At 69.5% G+C, this 17,767-nt stretch carries 11 protein-coding genes; 4 read left to right on the top strand and 7 right to left on the bottom strand.

The genetic code is table 11. The features are described from left to right. Positions 1-3: 3 nt before the first annotated feature. From JUB13_RS10250 to JUB13_RS10220, 7 genes are all read right to left on the bottom strand, one after another. A complete protein-coding gene (locus tag JUB13_RS10250; RefSeq protein WP_207478718.1) occupies positions 4-459 on the bottom strand; it encodes a hypothetical protein in 456 nt (151 codons plus the stop codon). A 68-nt stretch (positions 460-527) separates the two neighbouring features. Then, a complete protein-coding gene (locus tag JUB13_RS10245) occupies positions 528-959 on the bottom strand; it encodes a hypothetical protein (RefSeq protein ID WP_207478717.1) in 432 nt (143 codons plus the stop codon). 19 nt (positions 960-978) lie between these two features. Further along, positions 979-4,059, bottom strand: coding sequence for an ABC transporter substrate-binding protein (locus tag JUB13_RS10240; RefSeq protein ID WP_207478716.1), 3,081 nt, complete (start codon positions 4,057-4,059; stop codon positions 979-981). Between the two features lie 146 nt (positions 4,060-4,205). Continuing rightward, the gene (locus tag JUB13_RS10235) at positions 4,206-5,615 is read right to left on the bottom strand and encodes an HlyD family type I secretion periplasmic adaptor subunit (RefSeq protein ID WP_207478715.1); all 1,410 of its coding nucleotides are present in this window, start codon (positions 5,613-5,615) and stop codon (positions 4,206-4,208) included. Continuing rightward, positions 5,612-7,279, bottom strand: coding sequence for an ATP-binding cassette domain-containing protein (locus JUB13_RS10230; RefSeq protein ID WP_207478714.1), 1,668 nt, complete (start codon positions 7,277-7,279; stop codon positions 5,612-5,614). The genes JUB13_RS10235 and JUB13_RS10230 overlap by 4 nt, the downstream gene beginning before the upstream one ends. 28 nt (positions 7,280-7,307) lie before the next feature. Further along, positions 7,308-8,681, bottom strand: coding sequence for a TolC family protein (locus tag JUB13_RS10225; protein WP_236024867.1), 1,374 nt, complete (start codon positions 8,679-8,681; stop codon positions 7,308-7,310). Between the two features lie 116 nt (positions 8,682-8,797). Beyond that, positions 8,798-14,863, bottom strand: coding sequence for a beta strand repeat-containing protein (locus JUB13_RS10220; RefSeq protein WP_207478713.1), 6,066 nt, complete (start codon positions 14,861-14,863; stop codon positions 8,798-8,800). 419 nt (positions 14,864-15,282) lie between these two features. Here JUB13_RS10220 and JUB13_RS10215 point away from each other — a divergent pair, with 419 nt between their 5' ends. From JUB13_RS10215 to JUB13_RS10200, 4 genes are all read left to right on the top strand, one after another. Then, the gene (locus JUB13_RS10215; protein ID WP_207478712.1) at positions 15,283-15,789 is read left to right on the top strand and encodes a YcjF family protein; all 507 of its coding nucleotides are present in this window, start codon (positions 15,283-15,285) and stop codon (positions 15,787-15,789) included. 35 nt (positions 15,790-15,824) lie between these two features. Then, positions 15,825-16,037 carry a hypothetical protein gene (locus JUB13_RS10210; protein WP_207479058.1) on the top strand — a complete coding sequence of 71 codons (213 nt, stop codon included), beginning with the start codon at positions 15,825-15,827 and terminating at the stop codon, positions 16,035-16,037. Positions 16,038-16,067: 30 nt separating this feature from the next. Then, positions 16,068-16,256 carry a hypothetical protein gene (locus JUB13_RS10205; RefSeq protein ID WP_207478711.1) on the top strand — a complete coding sequence of 63 codons (189 nt, stop codon included), beginning with the start codon at positions 16,068-16,070 and terminating at the stop codon, positions 16,254-16,256. Positions 16,257-16,473: 217 nt separating this feature from the next. Then, entirely contained in the window at positions 16,474-17,760 is a 1,287-nt protein-coding gene (locus JUB13_RS10200; protein ID WP_207478710.1) for a prohibitin family protein, read from the top strand. Positions 17,761-17,767 lie beyond the last annotated feature (7 nt).

The following is a 17,767-nucleotide window of genomic DNA, read 5'->3' as shown; positions in this document are numbered from 1 at the left end:
GTCCTAGCGTGCCTGACCTGCCGTGGTCCGGAAGTCCCGGGCGCCCAGGGCGAGATGCACGGGATCCTCCGGCGACAGGCGGAGCCGGTGCGTGCCGGGAGTCTGGTACAGGGCGAAGACGACGACGGAGACCGGCGTGCCTTCGAACGGCGGAAGGCTGCGCAGCGAGATCCGCTGTCCCGCCACGACCTCCCAGGACGTCACGGCGAGCAGGCCGGGATTGTCCCGCAGAAGCTGCTCCCGTGCCCGGAACCAGCGCGCGGCGTCCATCTCCGACAGGCGCGCGTCCAGGCCCACGTCCGCGACCCGGACTACATCGATCGCGAGCGGCTGCCCGCCGTTGGAATCGGCGTCGGCTACCAGCGAGACAAGGCTCCCCTGCGCGATCTGCTCGGTCGACGGGGCGGCGGGCGTCCCGGCGCAGCCCTGCAGGGCGAGCGCCGCCGCGAATGCGGCCACCGCCGGGACGGACCGTCTCCGGACATCGGGCCCGCTGCTTCGCCACATGAACATGACGCGGGCCCCCGTCACCGGACGGAACCGGAGATGCCCGCCACCGGCGTGACCTGGGCGACGCAGACGTAGCCCAGCGGCGTGTGGCGATACCAGTTGCCGGCATCCGGCCTGCAGCGCTCGACCACGCGGTCCGCCTGCTGGAGGTCGGCCGGAGGCGCCGCGGTGGCGTGCGGTCCCGGATCCGTCGCGGTGGCCACGGGGCTCATGGTCACGCTCAGCACCTCGCCGTCGTCCTCGACGTTCATCACATACCGGCTCCGGCGCGAGGGATAGCGGATGCCGATGTCGTAGGCGCCATCGGCGACCCGCTCGACGAAGCCGGCTCCTGCACGGCCGGCCGGCGCCTCGGCCGGCCGGAACGTGCCGCACGCCGCCGTCAGGAGGGCGCCTGCCGCAGCGGCGGCCATGCGCGCGGAAAACCGGTAATTCGGATGGTGCTTCATCGGGGATTCCAGCAAGAGGTCATGCCGGGACGGGCTGAGCATCCTTCGCGATGGCCAGGCGCGCCTTGGCGCCGGCATCGGAGGATTCGATCAGGCTCTGTGGCGCGGGATCGATGCCCTTCTCGGCCAGGGTCCGGTAGATCGAGCGCCAGACGTGCTCGGGAACCGAGAAGCTGGCGTCGTGGTCCTGCACCCAGAAGCAAAGGTTGTACTTGGAGAGCCACTGGCCGTTCAGGTTTCGCGTCCCGTCGTACCGGACGAAGGGCGCGGTGCCCGTCGGGCTCGGCAGCGCCCCCTGGACGCTGCGCAGCGCGCTCGACAGCAGGGCCGACATGAACCCGGGCTCGTAAGCGGGATCGGCATGGTATTCCAGCCGAACGAACACACGCTCGACGCTGCTGAAGTTGATGACGGTCGCCTCGGAGACCTTGGCGTTCGGCATCGCGACCGTGTAGCCCGCCGCGTTCCGGACGCGGACTGTGCGCCAGGTCATGTCGATGACCTCGCCCTTCACAACGTCCGTGATCTGGATCGCGTCGCCGATCTTGAAGGGCCGTTCCATGTTCAGGATAATTCCCGAGAACACGTTGGCGATGTTGGCCTGGATGGCTAGGCCGATCACCATGCCGACGAGGCCCGAGGCTGCCAGCAGGCTCGTGATCGGCTGCTTCAGCACGAAGGCCACGATGCCGCACACGGCCAGGCCGAAGACGACCAGCGTCGAGGAGCCGCGCACGATGTTGGGGATCCGCCGCTGGCTCTTGATCTCCAGCGGCGTCCAGAGGAAGCGCTCCATGGTGCGGCTGACGAGGATCGCGGGAACGATCCACCAGAGCGCGTCGAAGGCCTGCTCGACGATGCGGATGCCGCTGCCAGGCAGGTTCTCCACGGCGCTGTCGAGCGCGATGTTGCCCGTCGCCATCAGGAGCAGCGGCCAGGACGCCATGCGCATGAACAGGGTCTGGATGCGCCAGAACTGGCCGCGTTCCTTGCGGTCCATGAAGGCCGCGAAGACTGCCAGGACCAGGCCGAAGATCGCGAAATACACGAAGAAGTCACGCCGTATGACGTCGCGCGCCGCAAGCGCGTCCGGAACGGCGACGACTCCGAAATCGACGCGCGAGAAGTCCGGCAGCGGCCGGCCGAAGCCGACGTAGTTCGGATCGCCCTCGGTGCTGACCGAGACGACGTCCTGCGAGATCCAGGCGCGGGACAGGCGCCACCCCGGCGAGCCGGCCAGCACGCGCTTGCCCCGGAGCTGGTCGAGCAGCGTCGACCCCTCGGATTGCCCGTCCAGCATCCCCCGGAGGCGTTCGCCCCAGCCGGGATCGACGGCGACGCCGCCTTCCGCCGCTGCCGTCGCCTTCACCTTCTTGACGAAGTCTCCGGTGTCGACCAGCGACATGCCGAGGACGTCGGTCACGAACATCACGTTGTTCCGGTTCAGCGTCCGGTGGCGGAAGCTGAGACCCGCGATATGGCTGCCGTGGGGATGGCGGACATCGGCGAAGTTGAGGGAGAAGCGCTCCTCGACACGATAGGCCACGTAGGTCGTGACCTCGCCGCGCTCCTCGCGGTACGGCCGGCCGAGATCGATGGGCTTCAGCGCATTGACGAAGACGACGTCGGCCGGATTGAAGTTGCCGCGATACCGGAACCAGACCGTCAGGTTCAGCGTCGCCTCATTCCGGTCGGGATTGAGGTCCCGGATCTCGTTGAGCTGGACGCCGGTATAGATGACGTCGGTCTTGTACATGAACCGGTCGTTCACGTAGAGCGCCCGGCCGCGCGAGACCTCCTCGAGGAAGTTCGAGACGCCGACCTCGCGGATCGGCTGCAGCTGCGTCAGGGCGGCGACCGGGTTCAACCCGTTGTAGGTCGCCATCATCACGGGAACGCCGGCGGCTCCACGGGCATCGAAGGTCCAGGTCCCGACATTGCCCTGGAACGCCGCCTCCGCCCGGTCGTGACCGGCGATGTGCGCCCTAACCGCGTCGCCCGCCCTGTCGTCGGGCGCTCCGGCCTGCACGGCCTTGCCGATCGCGTCGATGATCATGTCGACGCCGTCGTAGCCCATCGCCGACATCGCGTCGGGCACGGCGCTGAATCGCTTCTCGTACTGGCCGTAGAACCGCTGGGCACGCTCGTTCGCGGTGTCGAAGAGGATGGGCGAGGATACCAGCAGCCCATGCCCGTAGGCTTCAGGCGCCTGGTTCCTCGCGCGTTCGACGATCTCCGCGCGGAAGGCCGCCGTCGCCATGTCGGACGGGCCGACGATCAGGTTGCGCAGGCTGGCATCCCGGAGCGCGACCACCATCCGGGCGGAATCGACGGGGCCTCCCAGCACGACGATGGCGCCGGTCGGCATCTTCTCCTTCACGGTGCGGGCGAGCGGCTCCAGGTTAGCCGGGGCGGTGTCGCCGGGCTTGAACGTCCACTGCTCCACGAGCTTCGTGCCGAAGCGCTGCAGGATCTTGTCGAACTGCGCGGCGAGCATGGCCGCCTGCTCGGTGTCCTCGCGCACGATCGCCACCGTCGGCTCGCCGACCACGTTGCGAACGTAGTTGGCGAGGAACCGCGCCTCGTAGAGCCGTTCGAAGTTGAGGTGGAAGAGCCAGGGGTTGACGGGCCCCTCGGTCGGACGGACCGCAGGGCGCGTCGAGATCACGGGAATGCCCTTGCTGGCATAGAGCTCGGACGCCCGGCCGATCGTGTCGGGATGCTGCCCCAGCACCGCCCAGACGGTCCCGTCGCGCGCGAGCCGGCGGGCGATGTCCAGCGACTTCGTGGGATCCCCCTCGTCGTCGAACGCCTTGAGCACCACCGGCCGGTTTGCGATTCCGCCCGCGGCATTCAAGGCGTCGACGCGCAGCAGGGCGCCCTGCCGCATGGCCTGTCCCACGAGCGCGTCCGAGCCGCTGAGCGGCCCGACCAGGGCGAGCGTGATCGGCTTGCGATCGTCCTGGCCCATGAAGCCACTGACGACGAGCGAGGCGGCGACTGCGATGGCGACCGCCGACAGGAGGATCAGGGCGAAGCGGACCCTTTTGGTCAGCCGCGAGAAGCGGAACGCCATCTGCTTCAGGGGGATCAGCGCCATGCTTGGCGGGCGCTCCTTGGAGCCGTGTTTCGTGGATTAGGGCGAGCCGAGGCGTCGCCGGCGGCGGACGGCGCGGTTAGCAGCGCCGTCCCTGTGCCTATTACGCCGACGATCGGAAATACTAAGTTAACCGTGCAAAATCGAATCTAACGCTCCTGGAGTGCTCTTCCGAAGCCGCTGAAAAGCGGCGAGAAGACGTAACCCAGGATTGTGCGCGTTCCAGTCAGTATGCTGCAGACAACCTTTACGCCGGGCGAAATCTCGTATTTGTTTCCACCATATTGAAATGTTCTGGATGGCAGCTCGACACGGACCTTGTAGTAGGGCTGCTTCTTCTCATCCAGAAGCGTGTCTGGGCTGATCGTAAGGACATGGCCCTCGATATGGCCGAAGCGCGATGCGTCGCCTCCGGCGAGCGTCACGACAACCGGCTGTCCGGGCTGGACATAGCCGATGTCCTGGACCGGCAGATGCGCGTCGACGACGAGCTTGCCGTCGCGGGGGACGAGCTCGACCACCGTCTCGCCGGGCTTGACGACGGCGCCGCGCGTCGAGACGGCCAGCGTCTTGACGATTCCGTCGACCGGCGCGCGCATCGTCGAGCGGGCGAGATTGTCCTGAAAGCGGGCAAGCCGCTGGGACAGCTCGGAATGGTTCCGACGCGCCTCGTCGAGCGCGCTCCGGGCCTCCTCCTCGTACTTCCTCGCGATCCAGAGGAGCTTGGAACGCGCTTCCGACAGGGCCGCCTCCGCGCGCAGGACGGCAGCCCGGTCGCTGGCGATCCCGCTCGACACCGTGACCTCGTCGCGCAGAAGGTCGATATGGCGCATCCGGTTCGTGATCTCGCGCTTGAGCAGCGTGTCGCTGATGGAGAGCTGCTCGCGGATCAGTCCAAGTGTCGTCTGCGCGCCGGCGATCCGGGCCCTGACCTGCGCGACCTCCTGTTCGCGCTGCGCGATGTCCTGGCGCTGTATCTCCACATCGGAGGCCAGGCGCTCGCGCCGGGCCCGGAAGAGCTCGCGCGCATGCGCCGTCAGCTCCGCCTTCTCAGTCAGGAGATCGGTCGGAAACACGACGGTCTCGCGACCTGCGACCTCGGCCTCCAGCCGCGCGATGTCCACTCGCAGCGACGATAGACGGACCTGGAGCTCGTCGAGCTCTGCGCGCGTCTTCGTCTCGTCGAGCTCGACGAGAGCCTGCCCCGCCCGGACCGCATCGCCTTCCGCGACCAGGATCTCCCGCACGATCCCGCCTTCGAAATGCTGGACGCTCTGGTTGTAGGACAGCGGCACGACGTCCCCGGGGGCGGTGCTGGTGACGTTCAGCTCTGCGAAGGCCGCCCAGCCGAAAAGGACCGCGACGAGGGCGAAGCTGGCGGCGAACAGGCCGTCCGTTCCGGGATGCGGATCGTCGCCGGTGGCGGTCGCCTGTCCGGGAAGGACGTTCGGCGCGGGCTGCGTCGCGGCCCCGCGCCGCAGCGGCAGGGCCGCGACCGCCGGGAAGCTTCGCAGGAACTCGGCGGCCGTCTTGCCGCGGCGGGGAGGAAGTGCCGTCATGACGCGCTCAGCGACGGTTCCGGGGCCGCGCGCGAAGGCTGACGGCCCATCTGGTCGAGGTCGAGGATCAGCGAGGCGCCCTGCAGGATACGGGGATCGTGCGAGGCGATGACCACGGTATGGCCGGACCGGGCAAGGTCGATGAGGATCCGGTAGATGACGGCGGTCCCTTCGGCATCCAGCCCGTCCGTCGGCTCGTCGAGCACCACCAGCCGCCCGCCTCCCGCCAGCGCGCGCGCCAGCGCCAAGCGCCGCCGGTGCCCGACCGCCAGCTCCATCCCGTGGCTTCGCAGCTTGGTGTCGATGCCCTGCGCGCAGGCCGCGACGGCGCGGTCGGCGCCGGTCCTCTTCAGGAGGGCGTGGATATCCTGGTCCGAAAGCCGGGAATTGACCGCCAGAAGGTTGTCCCGGATCGTCATGTTCAGGAAGGTCGGCTCCTGCGGCAGATAGGCGACTTGCCTGCGCCACCAGTCCGGCTGGAGGGTCCGGATGTCGACGCCATCGGCGAGAACGGCGCCTTCGCGCGGCTCGGCCAGTCCGACGATCAGCCGCGCGGCCGCGCTCTTCCCGGAACCGTTGCGGCCCTTGAGCGCGAGGACACCGCCGGCCGGCAGGATGAAGCTGACATGGCTGAAGAGCGGCGCCGCGGCGCCCTGCGGCGCGAATCCGACGTCCCGGAACTCCAGCCCGCCGCTATAGCGCATCAGCGTCGCGCCGCCGCCGGGCTCGACCGGCGTCCGTGCGAAGGCTTCGAGCTTGGTGCGGGCCTGCCGCGCCATCGCCATGCTCTCGCCGATCTGCGCCAGTCGGGAGAACGGCGCCAGCGCCTTCGAGGCCAGCAGATTTGCGCCGATCAGCGCACCGACGTCGAGCTCGCCGCGAACGACGAGCACGGCGCCGACCGCGATCACGAAGACGCCCTGGAGCGCCTGGAGGCTCTGCGAGAGCGCCTGGGCGCGGCCCTGCGAGGACGACAGGCGCTCGCGCAGCGCCCGCAGGGCGCGCTGGTTCCGCTGCCACTCGGCCATCAGGGGGCGGGCCCCCGCGAAGGCCGCGACGGTCTCTCGGTTCTGGATCGCCGTGTTGACGAGGCCCTGGGCCTCCGCGGCCGACTGGGACAGCTCCGCGCCGGCGGTGCGCATGTCCGCCTGGGCGAGAATTCCGGCCGCGGTGGCGATCAGGATGCTGAACGCGCAGATCAGGGCGAGCGGCCAGCTGATCAGCATGACGAGCACGATGAAGACGGCCGCGAAGGGCAGGTCGAAGAGCGCGGCCAGATTGGCCGGCCCGTATACCGTATCGATCGTGTCGGCGGCGCGGGCGGCCTCGCGCTTCGACGCATCTCCCTGCGCTTCCGCCGAGGGACGGGCGGTCAGGAGGATCCCGAAGACTCCCGTCGCCGTCCGCTCGTTGTCGGCCCGGCCGAAATGAGCGGCGGTGCGCAGCCGGACGCGGCGGAAGACATGCTCGAAGCAGATCGCCAGAACGACCCCGGCCGTCAGCGCGGCCAGCGTCGCGTCGACGCCGTGCGAGACGTACCTGTTCAGGACGAGCATGACATAGAGGGAAGCGGCCACGCCCAGGAGGTTCGCCGCGAGGGACGCGGCGAGCATGCGCGCGACAAGACGCGGGCTCGACCGCAGGCGCAGAAGCAGCATTCTCATGGCGCGGCCATCCGATCCGTGCAGCCCGTCACCTCGCCCTCCCCGTCCGATCGCGGCCCTGTGCGTTGCTGCCGCGCGCTCCGGGGGACTGACGCTCCACCAGCGCGCGAGTCTGGATGTGGCCGGCCTCGAGCTGGCCGATCGCAGACAGGAGCCGGTAGGCGGCCAGCACCTCCTCGGTCTCGGCCGCCAGGGCATCGCTGCGCGCGTTGATCAGCGTCGTCTCGCCGGCCAGCAGGTCGATCAGCGAGCGCGTTCCCAGCTCGCGCTCGGACCGCGCGACCTCGAGAAACCCCTCGGCCAGGCTCGCCTGGTCGCGCAGGAGCTGGGCCTGGAGCCGTGCGCTCTGGAGGCGCGACCAGCTGTTGCGCACGGTCTCCAGAACCTGCCGCTCCTGGTCCGCCCAGGTTGCGTCCGCAAGGCGCAGCTCCGCTTCCGCGATGCGGAGCGTGTTGACCGCGGTCAGTCCCGCGTTGAGCGCGAAGGTGACCTGGACCTTGAACACCGTCTCGGACTGCCGGCCGAGCTGTCCCGTGACGTTGTCCTTGAGGTTCCGCTCCACGACGCCTTCGACGCGGGGATAGAGGCTGCGACCCCGCACGGATTCGATCCCCTCCTTCGCGGCCGCGGTGCTCAGCGCCAGCTCCTGCAGAAGGGGGTTGTGCTTGCGCGCCTCGTCGATGGCCTGGTCGAGCGTCAGGGGCAGAGCAGCCTTCGGCGGCGCCAGCACGTCCCTTGTGTCCGTCGCGAGCTCGACATGTCCGTAGAAGGCCTGGAAGCGGTTGAGGGCATTCTGCATCGCCTCCTGCGCGGCGACGCGCCTCGCCTGGGCGCCCGCGAGCTGGCTCTTGGCCTGGAGCACGTCTGTGCTCTGGCCGAAGCCTTCGCTCAGGCGAACCTCCTCGAGGCCGGTCTGGCGCTGGATGTTCGCCTCGGACTGGCGGGCATAGAGGAGCAGGTTATGCGCCCGGGCGAGGTTCGCGTAGGCGCTCAGCCCTTCGATCAGAAGGTCCTGTCGGGTACGCTCGATCGCGACCTCGGATCGGATCAGGTTCCACTGGGAGCGCCTGACATCCGCATTCGTCGCGTCGAAATCCCAGAGGAGCTGGGTCGCGCGGAACGAGACCTGGTTCGCGTTCAGATCCGTCCTGGTCTGCGGCGACGGCTTGTCCGTGACCTCGCGCCCGCCGTTCACCGCGACCGACACCGTCGGGTACCAGCCACCGTGGCTCACCCGCAGCGCGTTCCTGGCGCCATCGGCGGCGGCCTCCGCCGCGCGCATCCTGTCATGGGATTCGGCGGCCTTCTCGATCAGCGCCGCGACGGCATCCCTGTCCGCGGCATGCACGCCGGGCGCGCCGAGCAGGAACCCGGCCAGGACGGCCGCGAGAGGGAAGGACATGCGCATTGGCGTCTTGGAGTCTTCGTCGGATCTGTGCAGAGACTAAGCCGATGGCATTACCACAAAGGGATAGGACCCCCCGTGACATTGCGCGGCAGCGGCCGTGGACCTCCGCCTCAGGAATGATGGCTCGCGGCGTAGTCCGCCGATGACGGCTGTAGGCCGGTGCGGTCATGGGGCGGGTCAACGGGGATCTCGGTGGATGCAGCGGTGGCCGCGGCGATATCGATCGTCGCGTCGGCGCCGTCACCGGGGGGCGCCAGCCCGACCGAGGTCGCAAGCATCCGGGTGAAGTCGTTCGCCGCCGCAGGAGCGTCGTTCCCGACCGCGATGCCATGGGCGGCGACCAGGGACTGGACGGCGTGCCGAACGTCGAAGGACAGGCCGGCGACCTCGTGGACGCTGCCGTCGGTCAAAGTCATCGTCGTCCGCCCCAGGATGCGGCTGCCCTCGACCACTTCGGTACTCGGCGTGGACACGGCATCGAAGGACTGGATTCCGGCCTCTGCCATGGTCCTGAGTTCGGTTGCCGCGCTGACGCCGTCTCCGTCCGCGTCCTCCCAGATCAGGAGGCGGGAGAAGTCCGCATCGCGGTCGTCGACGAGGCCGTTGCGGTCGGTGTCGAGGCTTGCCAGGGCCGCAAGGCTGTCCGGGGCCCCCGAACGGAAATGCTCCGAGACCAGCTCGCTCGCGTCGGCGATCCGGCCGTCGCCGTCCGTGTCGTAGGCCAGCAGCGCGCTTCCCTTGCCGATCCAGGCAGTCTCGTCGGCGGCGCCGTCGGCGTTCATGTCGAAGAGGACGCCGTCCGACCGGGACGTCAGGTTCAGCCCGTGCCCAAGGAGATCCAGCACCACGGGATCCCCGTTCTGTGGGATCAGCCTGAAGTTGTCGACATGCAGGTTGGGGCTGACCGATGAATCCCCGTAGTCCGAGACGCCGAGGCCGAGGTTGAGAGTCGTGCCCGCCGCTACCAGGAGCTTGAAGGTGCCGCTCGCGCTCGCGCCCGTATTCGCGCTGGCGATGATCCGCGCCGAGCCGTTGACGACGACGAAGGCGAAATCGTTGAAGGAGCCACTGTCCTGGGTCGTGAAGCTCCAGTCGAAGGTAAGGAGGGAGTCCTTCGCGACGTAGTATCCTGCGGCCAGCTTCATGGCGCTGCCGGTCGTGGCCCCGCCGCCGGCCAGATTGTTGAGCGTCGACGGCGCCAGCCCGAGGAATCCGTCGATGTTCGCGATGAGCTGCCCGCCGGTGGCGTCGATCACCGCTTCCTTGGTCGGACCAGCAACCGTAACGGTCCCGATCGAGGCCCACTCGTCCAGCCCGCCGCTGTCGAAGGAGCCGTTCGGCAGCAGGGTGTTGCCGATCAGGGCGACGGTGTCGCTAGCGACCGAGAAGGCGCTCGTCCCGCCTCCGGCATCGATGGCGACCTTGGAGCCAGCGACCCCCGAGGTCTGGTCCCAGGCACGGATGGTCAGGGCATTGGGGATGCTGGCGGGCATGGAGCTGCCGGGCTCGAAGTACAGCCGGTCCGTCGAGCGGAGAAGAAGTGCATTGGCGGAGTTGTCGACGCCCCCGACCCGCTGCCAGCTCGCCCCGCCATCCGTCGAGAACCACCAGGTGCCGAAGGTCTCGTCGCTCCCGACGATGGCGATGCCGGCGGCGGACCCCGGGTCGAGGTCAGTCACGTTCCCAGGGGACGACCCGCTCAGGCCCACGAGCGCCCCGACCGACACCCCGGCCGTGCCGGTGGGCTGTCCCGACGCCCCCCCGGCGGTGACCGTCAGGTCGGCATCGGCGAGCACGGGCGCGTCGTTGACGTTGACCCCCGTCAGCGCGACGGTCGCCGCGCTGTAGGGCGTGCTGCCGCCGGTTCCTGTCGCGCTCAGATCCACCCTGCCGCCGGTGCCCACCGCTCCGGCGGAATCGTCGATCAGGCGCACGGTCAGCGCCGGCGTGCTCCCGTTCCAGCTCGCTGCGGGAACGAAGCGCAGGCTGTCCGCCGCTTTCACCAGCAGCGCCGAGGCGCCGGAGACCGTGCCCACGTCCGCCCAGGCCGATCCCGTCCAATATTGCCAGACACCCTGGCTTGCAGTCGCCGCATTGCCGACGATGGCGATGCCCGCGAAGCCGTTGCCGGCGGTGTCGCCGGGGACCGCGTCCGCCGCGTCGGAGAACAGGCCCGAGAACAGGGAGGAGACCGTGGCACCCGGCGCCGTCGTCGGATCCGCCTGGATGACGGGCACGACCGCGGAGGATCCGGTCGCGACCGGTGCGTCGTTGACGGCGGCGACGGCCCCGGTCAGCGCCACCGTCGTGGCGCTGTAGGGCGTGCTGCCGCCGGTTCCCGTCGTGCTCAGATCCACCTTGCTGCCGGTGCCGACGACGCCGGCGGAATCGTCGATCAGGCGCACGGTCAGTGCCGGCGTGGTTCCGTTCCAGTTCGCTGCGGGAACGAAGCGCAGGCTGTCCGAGGCCTTCACGACCAGCGCTGCGGCGTTCGAGACCGCGCCCACATCCGCCCAGGCCGACCCCGTCCAGTACTGCCAAACGCCCTGGGTGCCGGTCGCCGCGTTGGCGACGATGGCGATGCCCGCGAAGCCGTTGCCGGCGGTGTCGCCAGGAACCGCGTCCGCCGCGTCGGAGAACATCGAGGAGAAGACCGACGCGACAGTCGCTCCGCCGGGCGACGATGCATCCTCGACCATGTCCGGCATGGCGGCGGAGGATCCGGTTGCGACCGGCGCGTCGTTGACGGCGGTGACGGTGCTCGTCAGGGCGTTCGTCGCCGCGCTGTAGGGCGTGCTTCCGCCAGTCCCGGCGGCGGCCAGGTTCACGACGTTTCCGGAGCCGACCGCGCCGGCCGAATCATCGATCAGGCGCACGGTCAATGCCGGGACCGTGCCGTTCCAGTTGGGGGCGGGAACGAAGCGCAGGCTGTCCGAAGCCTTCACGAGCAGTGCTGCGGCTTCGGAAACGGCGCCGATATCGGCCCAGCCGGACCCCGTCCAGTACTGCCAGGACCCCTGCCCCGCGGCGCTCGCATTGGCAAGGACGGCCACGCCGGCGAAGCCATTGCCCGCAGACCCGCCGGCGACGGCGTCCGCCGCATCGGAGAACATCGAGGAGAACAGTGACGAGACCGTCGCGCCCGGCGAGTCCGTACCGTCCTCCAGCCCCGCGGCGAGGACCGCCGCGGATCCGGTCGCGACCGGTGCGTCGTTCACGGCCGCGACGGTCCCGGTCAGGGCCACCGTTGCTGCGCTGTAGGGCGTGCTGTCGCCGGTTCCCGCGGATCCGAAATCCAGCCTTGCGCCGGTGCCGACGGCGCCGGCGGAATCGTCGATCAGGCGCACGGCCAGCGCTGGCGTGGTCCCGTTCCAGTTAGGGGCGGGAACGAAGCGCAGGCTGTCCGAGGCCTTCACGACCAGCGCTGCGGCGTTCGAGACCGCGCCCACATCGGCCCAGGATGATCCCGTCCAATACTGCCAGACCCCCTGGCTTGCATTCGCTGCATTGCCGACGACCGCTACGCCCGCCAGCGCATTGGCCGCCGAGCCGCCGGCAATCTGGTCGGCGGCATCCGAGAACGTGGCGGAGAAAAGCGTCGAGACGCTCGCTCCCGCCGGGCTGGCCGCATTCTCGGCCAGGGTCTGGAGAGTAGCCGTGGTCGTTGTCGCGACCGGTGCGTCGTTCACCGGGGTCACGGCAAGCGAGAACCCCGCGGCCTGTCCGGAGATCGCCGTGAACCCGCCGACCTCGCCAAGGGCGATCAGGGGCTTTCCTGCGTCGCTGAAGCCGCCCTTCCAGGCGGCGTTCACGGCGCGCGCGCCAAGGGCGGGCGCATCGCCGTTGAAGCCGGCGATGGGAACGAACCGCAGCATGGCCGAGTTCAGGAGCACCAGCGCCGCCTGGTCGCTGACTGCGCCAAGGGCCGACCAGGTCGAGCCGTCCAGGCTGTACTGCCAGGTTCCTCCGTCGGAGCCCGGGTTGGAGACGATCGCCAGTCCCGCCAGGCTCGTGCCCGCATCGGCGGTTCGGAAGATCTGTTCGACCGCCTGGAGCACCGTGAACCCGGCCGGCGCGGCGCTGTCCTCCGCCAGCGCCAACGCCTTGGCGAATGCGGCCGCATCGAAGTCCGCGGCAAGATCCGGCGCCCTGACCTGGACCTGAACGGGCGGCGGCGCCTGCTGGAATGCCTGGACGGCGCTCGCCGGGCCGGCGGCCGATGCCGTCGTGAAGCCCGTCTTGTAGGCCGTCAGCGGGGATCCCGCGGCCTTCGTCGGCGCGGCGGGCGCGTCGAAGGAGGCCGGCGCCTGCAATCCGGAAGCGGACTCGGACTGCGATGGGGCCTTGGCCCCGGCATCCGCCGCATGCGTCTCGGGTTGCCGGCCCTGCTGCGATCCCGTCGCCGCACCGGCACCCGCGTCGCCGGCATCGGCGACCTGGGCCGCCTGCACCTGCGGGCCATCGGCCTTCCCCTCGGAATCGGCGGCCTCGGCCACCTTCTCGGCCTTGCCTTCCTCTCCGTCCTCGGAGGCCGCTTCGCCATCGGCCTGGGCTTCCGTGTCCTCGGCCTTGGCCTCCTCGCCCTCGGCGGCCTGCTCCTCGGAGGCCTCGCCTTCCGCGGCCTGCTCCTTGGAGGCCTCGCCCTCCGCCTCCGTCGTCTCGCCGGATTTCTCCTCGGACGCACCCGGAGTCGACATGGCCGCGAGGGCCTGGTCCTCGGCCGACACGGGGACGGATGCCGCCGCGGCGTTCGCATTCGCGACGGCCGTGGCGCTATGGGCAGCGGCCAGCGCCTGATCGACCGGTCGCCCGCTGGCGAGCGCCTCGGCCAGGGCGGCGCTCCCGCCCCCTGTGACGCCGAGATCCTGCAGCGCCTGCTGCACGTTCTCGCCGCTCGACAGGGCGACCGCCAGGGGATCCGCCGTGACGCCCCTGCCCGCCGCGTCGGCATTCGCCGCAACCGTCATCGCGCTCTGCTGTGCGCCGACCACGGCCCGCGCCGGATCCGCGCCACCGGCAAGCGTGGGGCCGAGCGCCGCGGCAAAGGCGCCGGCAGCCCCGGGATCCACGCCGGCCGTCGCTGCGAAGGACTGGACGGCTTCCTCGACCCGTTGGCCCGATGCAAGGGAGGAAACGAGCCTGTCGGTCGCGTTCAACGGGACCTCGACGCCTTTCTCGACCGCGGCGGCTTCGGCCTGCGCCTGCCGCGATCCGGCGAGAGCCGCCTCGGCATCCGTGCCTTGACCAAGCGCCATGTTCAACGACGCGGCGAACGCCGCATCGTTGATCCCCGCGGGACCTGCCGTGAATTCCGGCGCCTTCCCGGTAGCGCCATCGGCCAGGGCCGCCAGCATCCGGTCGCCGTCCGACTGCGAGACCTGCAGCGTCTCCATGCGCTCGACGCTCCGGGCCGCTTCCACGGTGGCGGAGGCAAACGCATCCGGGATGTCGGCACCGGAGGAGAGCGCCGATTCGAGCGCGGCAGCGAAGGCGTCCTGGCCTCCCGGCGCCCCTGACGCCGTGGCGGTGACGGCACCCGCATCTCCTGTGGCCAGGGACTGGGCGAGCTTCTGGGCCGGCGAAAGCTCGGCCGGCTCCATGGTGGCCAGCGCATCCTTCACGCGCGCAACCCTGTCGAGCGCACCGGAAAGCGCGTCGCCGGCCTGAGCCGGCATGTCCTGCGAGCGCGCGAGTCCGTCCGACAGCTCATCCAGGAGAACGCGGCTCAGCCGCTCGCCCGCGCCCGAGCCGTTCGGCGGCAGAACGCCGGCGTCTAAAAGGGCCGTCGCGACGTCGCTTCCCTGCGCGAGCGCGAGCGCCAGGTCGTGGTCGACGGAGGCCGGAGCGGAAGCCCGGCCGCTCTGGGCTAGCGCCGCCTGCACCAGCGAGGAAGCCGCCGCGGAGGCGGCGTCCGGAGCGGCGGATGCGCCGACCTCGGCCGTGAAGGCCTGCATCCACATATCGGCGAGCTGCCGGGCTCCGTGCTCGGGCAGGCCCTGCGCCGCCAGTGCCGACGCCATCTTCTGTGCGACGGCACCGATATCTCCCCGCCCTCCGAGAATCGCCGCGGCGGCCTCGTCGGCAAGCCCTTGCGGAACCGAGGCACCGGCCACCGGGCTCCCGTTCACCAAGCCCGTCTCCCCTGCCCCGCCGCTCTGGCGCACGTCGTCCGGCATCGCGATCCCTAATCCCCGGGGTCAATGAGGCTGTGCGGAACGGCCGCGCCCGTGCCGGGCATGCCGCGCCATCCATGTATCCAGGAAAGTCAAAGGGCGGGTGGCATTAGCATTGCGTTAACGGGGCGAACAAAAATCAGGCGCGCGCGGCCGGAAGGACGACTACTGGCCCCATTACATCTGCGCAAACATATTCATATCGGCCAGCGGAACATTCTTTCTGTCGTGCGCGAAGTTGATTGCGGCCGGCAAATTCGACGGCGGCTCGGGGCGGCGGCACCCCACGCGATAATGATGCGAATTTTACTATTGGGTTATTTTTTACCCATCAATATGCGCGCCGTACTGTGGATGTCTGCCCTCCAGGGGCGCCTCACCAGCCGAACTTCCAGCAGCCACAGCACGTGGCGGAGATGACCATGGCCGAGCAAGAAGAGATGCGCGCACGCGCGAAGACGATCGTGAAGCACCACGCCGCGATGGCGGCAGGCTTCGGAATGATGCCGGTGCCGTACGCCGATATGGCGGCCGTCGTGGCGGTTCAGATCAACATGATGCGCGAGCTCTCGACGCTCTACGGCGTGCCCTTCGAGAAGGAGCGCGGCCGGATCATCATCGCCGGCCTCCTGGGCGGCGGCCTGCCCTTCGCGGCCACCGGCCTCCCCCTGCTTGGATCCACGCTGAAGCTGGTCCCCGTGGTCGGCTCGGTGCTCGGCGCCGCGATCATGCCGGGCCTGTCGACCGCCACCACCATCGCGCTCGGCCGGATCTTCACGAAGCACTTCGAGGGCGGCGGCACGCTCCTGGACTTCAACATCGAGTCCATGCGCAAGGCCTTCAAGGGCGAGATGGCGAAGGCCAAGCAGGACGCCACCGACATCGAGGCGGAGGCCGCCCGCACCGCCGAGACGCCGTCGGCAGCCTGATTTTCACCCTTCCTCCGCCCCGGCGCACCGGCCCCATGCCGGCCGCCGGGGTGGAGCCCTGGACCTACGACATGACAAGCCTCTTCCCCGCGCTGTATTTCGCTCTCTGCATCCTGGTCGCGCTCTTCGGCGTCGGGCGCAGGGGCGGGTTCCTCCTGTATTTCGTGATCGCCTTCCTGGTGACGCCGATCGCGGCCCTTCTCCTCCTGATCGTGACGTCGCGCCGGCGGAAGCCGGCCGTCGCCTGACGATCCGGCCTCCGCGAGAGGATCACCAGCATGTCGACGCTCCTCTTCCTCCACGTCCTGGCCTGCGTCATCGTGGCACTGTGCGCCTTGGACCGCCGAGGCGGGTTTCTGCTGTACTTCCTCGCCTCGCTCTTCCTGACGCCCCTCGTCACGCTGGTGTTCCTCGTCGTCACCAGCTCGGCGCCCAAGCGCGAAGGGGTGCCGTCGCCCCGCCCCTGAAGGCCCCTCCGCCCCGAGTTCCCTTTCGGGGCTCGCGCGGGCCGGTGGCCGTGTTGAGCAAGAATTAACCATAACGTGATCAAAACGGCCGCCCGGGCCGGTCCGTCGGACGGGACTCTCCCGGCTGGGGCTTCCCGATGGTGGCCGGACCGGGCGGGCGCAGGACCGTTTCCGCCCCTGAGGATCCCCGGACCCGGATCGAGAAAAGGAACATCGGATGTCTGTCACCGCGGACGCGGAAATTGGCACAAGCCCCACGCCGGAGCAGGCCGCGCCCAGCCGCAGTGGCGCAGGGAGCCGGCTCGTGTCCTGGTTCCGGCGGCAGCAACGGAACCTGATGATCGGTCTGCTGGTCGGGCTGTTCGGGCTCGTCTACTTCCTGCCGTCGATCGTCTACTTCATCCCCGCGGGCCATGGCGGCGTCCTCTGGAAGCGCTTCCACGGCGGAACGCAGATGCTTCCGGCCCTTCCGGAGGGGATCAACCTGACCTACCCCTGGGACCGGATCGAGATCTACGATCTGCGCCTCAAGGAGGATTCCCGCTCCTACGAGTCCATCGCCAATGACGGCCTCGTGGTGACCACGGACATCACGATCCGCTACCGGCTCATCGGCGACTATCTCGGCACGCTCCACCAGACGGTCGGATCCGAATACCTCACCAGCCTGATCGTTCCCGAGGTGGGCTCCGTCGTTCGCGAGATCATATCCCGCTACAAGGCGGACGAGCTGTATGCCCAGCGCCGCCAGAAGATCCAGGAGGAGATCTACGATCAGCTCGTGGATCGCCTGATGTACCGCGGGGTGATCGGGGCGCGGGCGCCGCAGCAGACCGCGAGTGTCGCGGGTACGGACGAGGCCCTGCGCGGCTATGTCTTCGTGCAGGACGTCCTGATCCGCAACGTGGTCCTGCCCGAGGCTCTCGTCACCTCCATCGAGCGCAAGGTCCAGCAGGACCAGTTCGCGCAGGAATACGAGTTCCGCCTGCAGCGCGAGGCCTTCGAGAGCCAGCGCAAGCAGGTCGAAGCGCAGGGCATCAAGAGCTTCCAGGACACCGTCAACACCGGCATCACGGAGAACTATCTGCGCTGGCGCGGGATCGAGGCGACCCTGGAGCTGGCCCGCTCGCCCAATGCGAAGGTTGTCGTGATCGGCTCGGGCCAGAACGGACTGCCCCTGATCCTCAACACCGGCAACGAGGCGGGCGCGGCCCTCGACGCCGCCGCTCCGCAGCAGCCCGTGGACGGCCATCCGCCGGCCAACACGCCGCCTTCCGCCCCCGCAGCCAGGGCCGATCTGCCGGGCAAGACCGCCGAGCCGTCGCGCCCGGCGGAGCTGGCCGAGACCGCGGGACGGCGCAGCGATGCCGGCGCGAAGCCGGGTGCGGCGGGCTATCAGGGCGGCGAGCAGGCCGGCAGGAGCGAGCAGCCCGGCAAGGGTGATCAGCCGAGCGGGGGCGACCGCAGGCAGGCGGCGGAGAAGACCGTAGAAAAGTCGAAGTGACGGCTGC

It is taken from the genome of Arenibaculum pallidiluteum (genome assembly GCF_017355985.1).
Classification (GTDB): Bacteria; Pseudomonadota; Alphaproteobacteria; order Azospirillales; family Azospirillaceae; genus Arenibaculum; species Arenibaculum pallidiluteum.
Note: the sequence above shows the minus strand (reverse complement) of the source record. Positions and strands in the feature narration are given on the sequence as shown.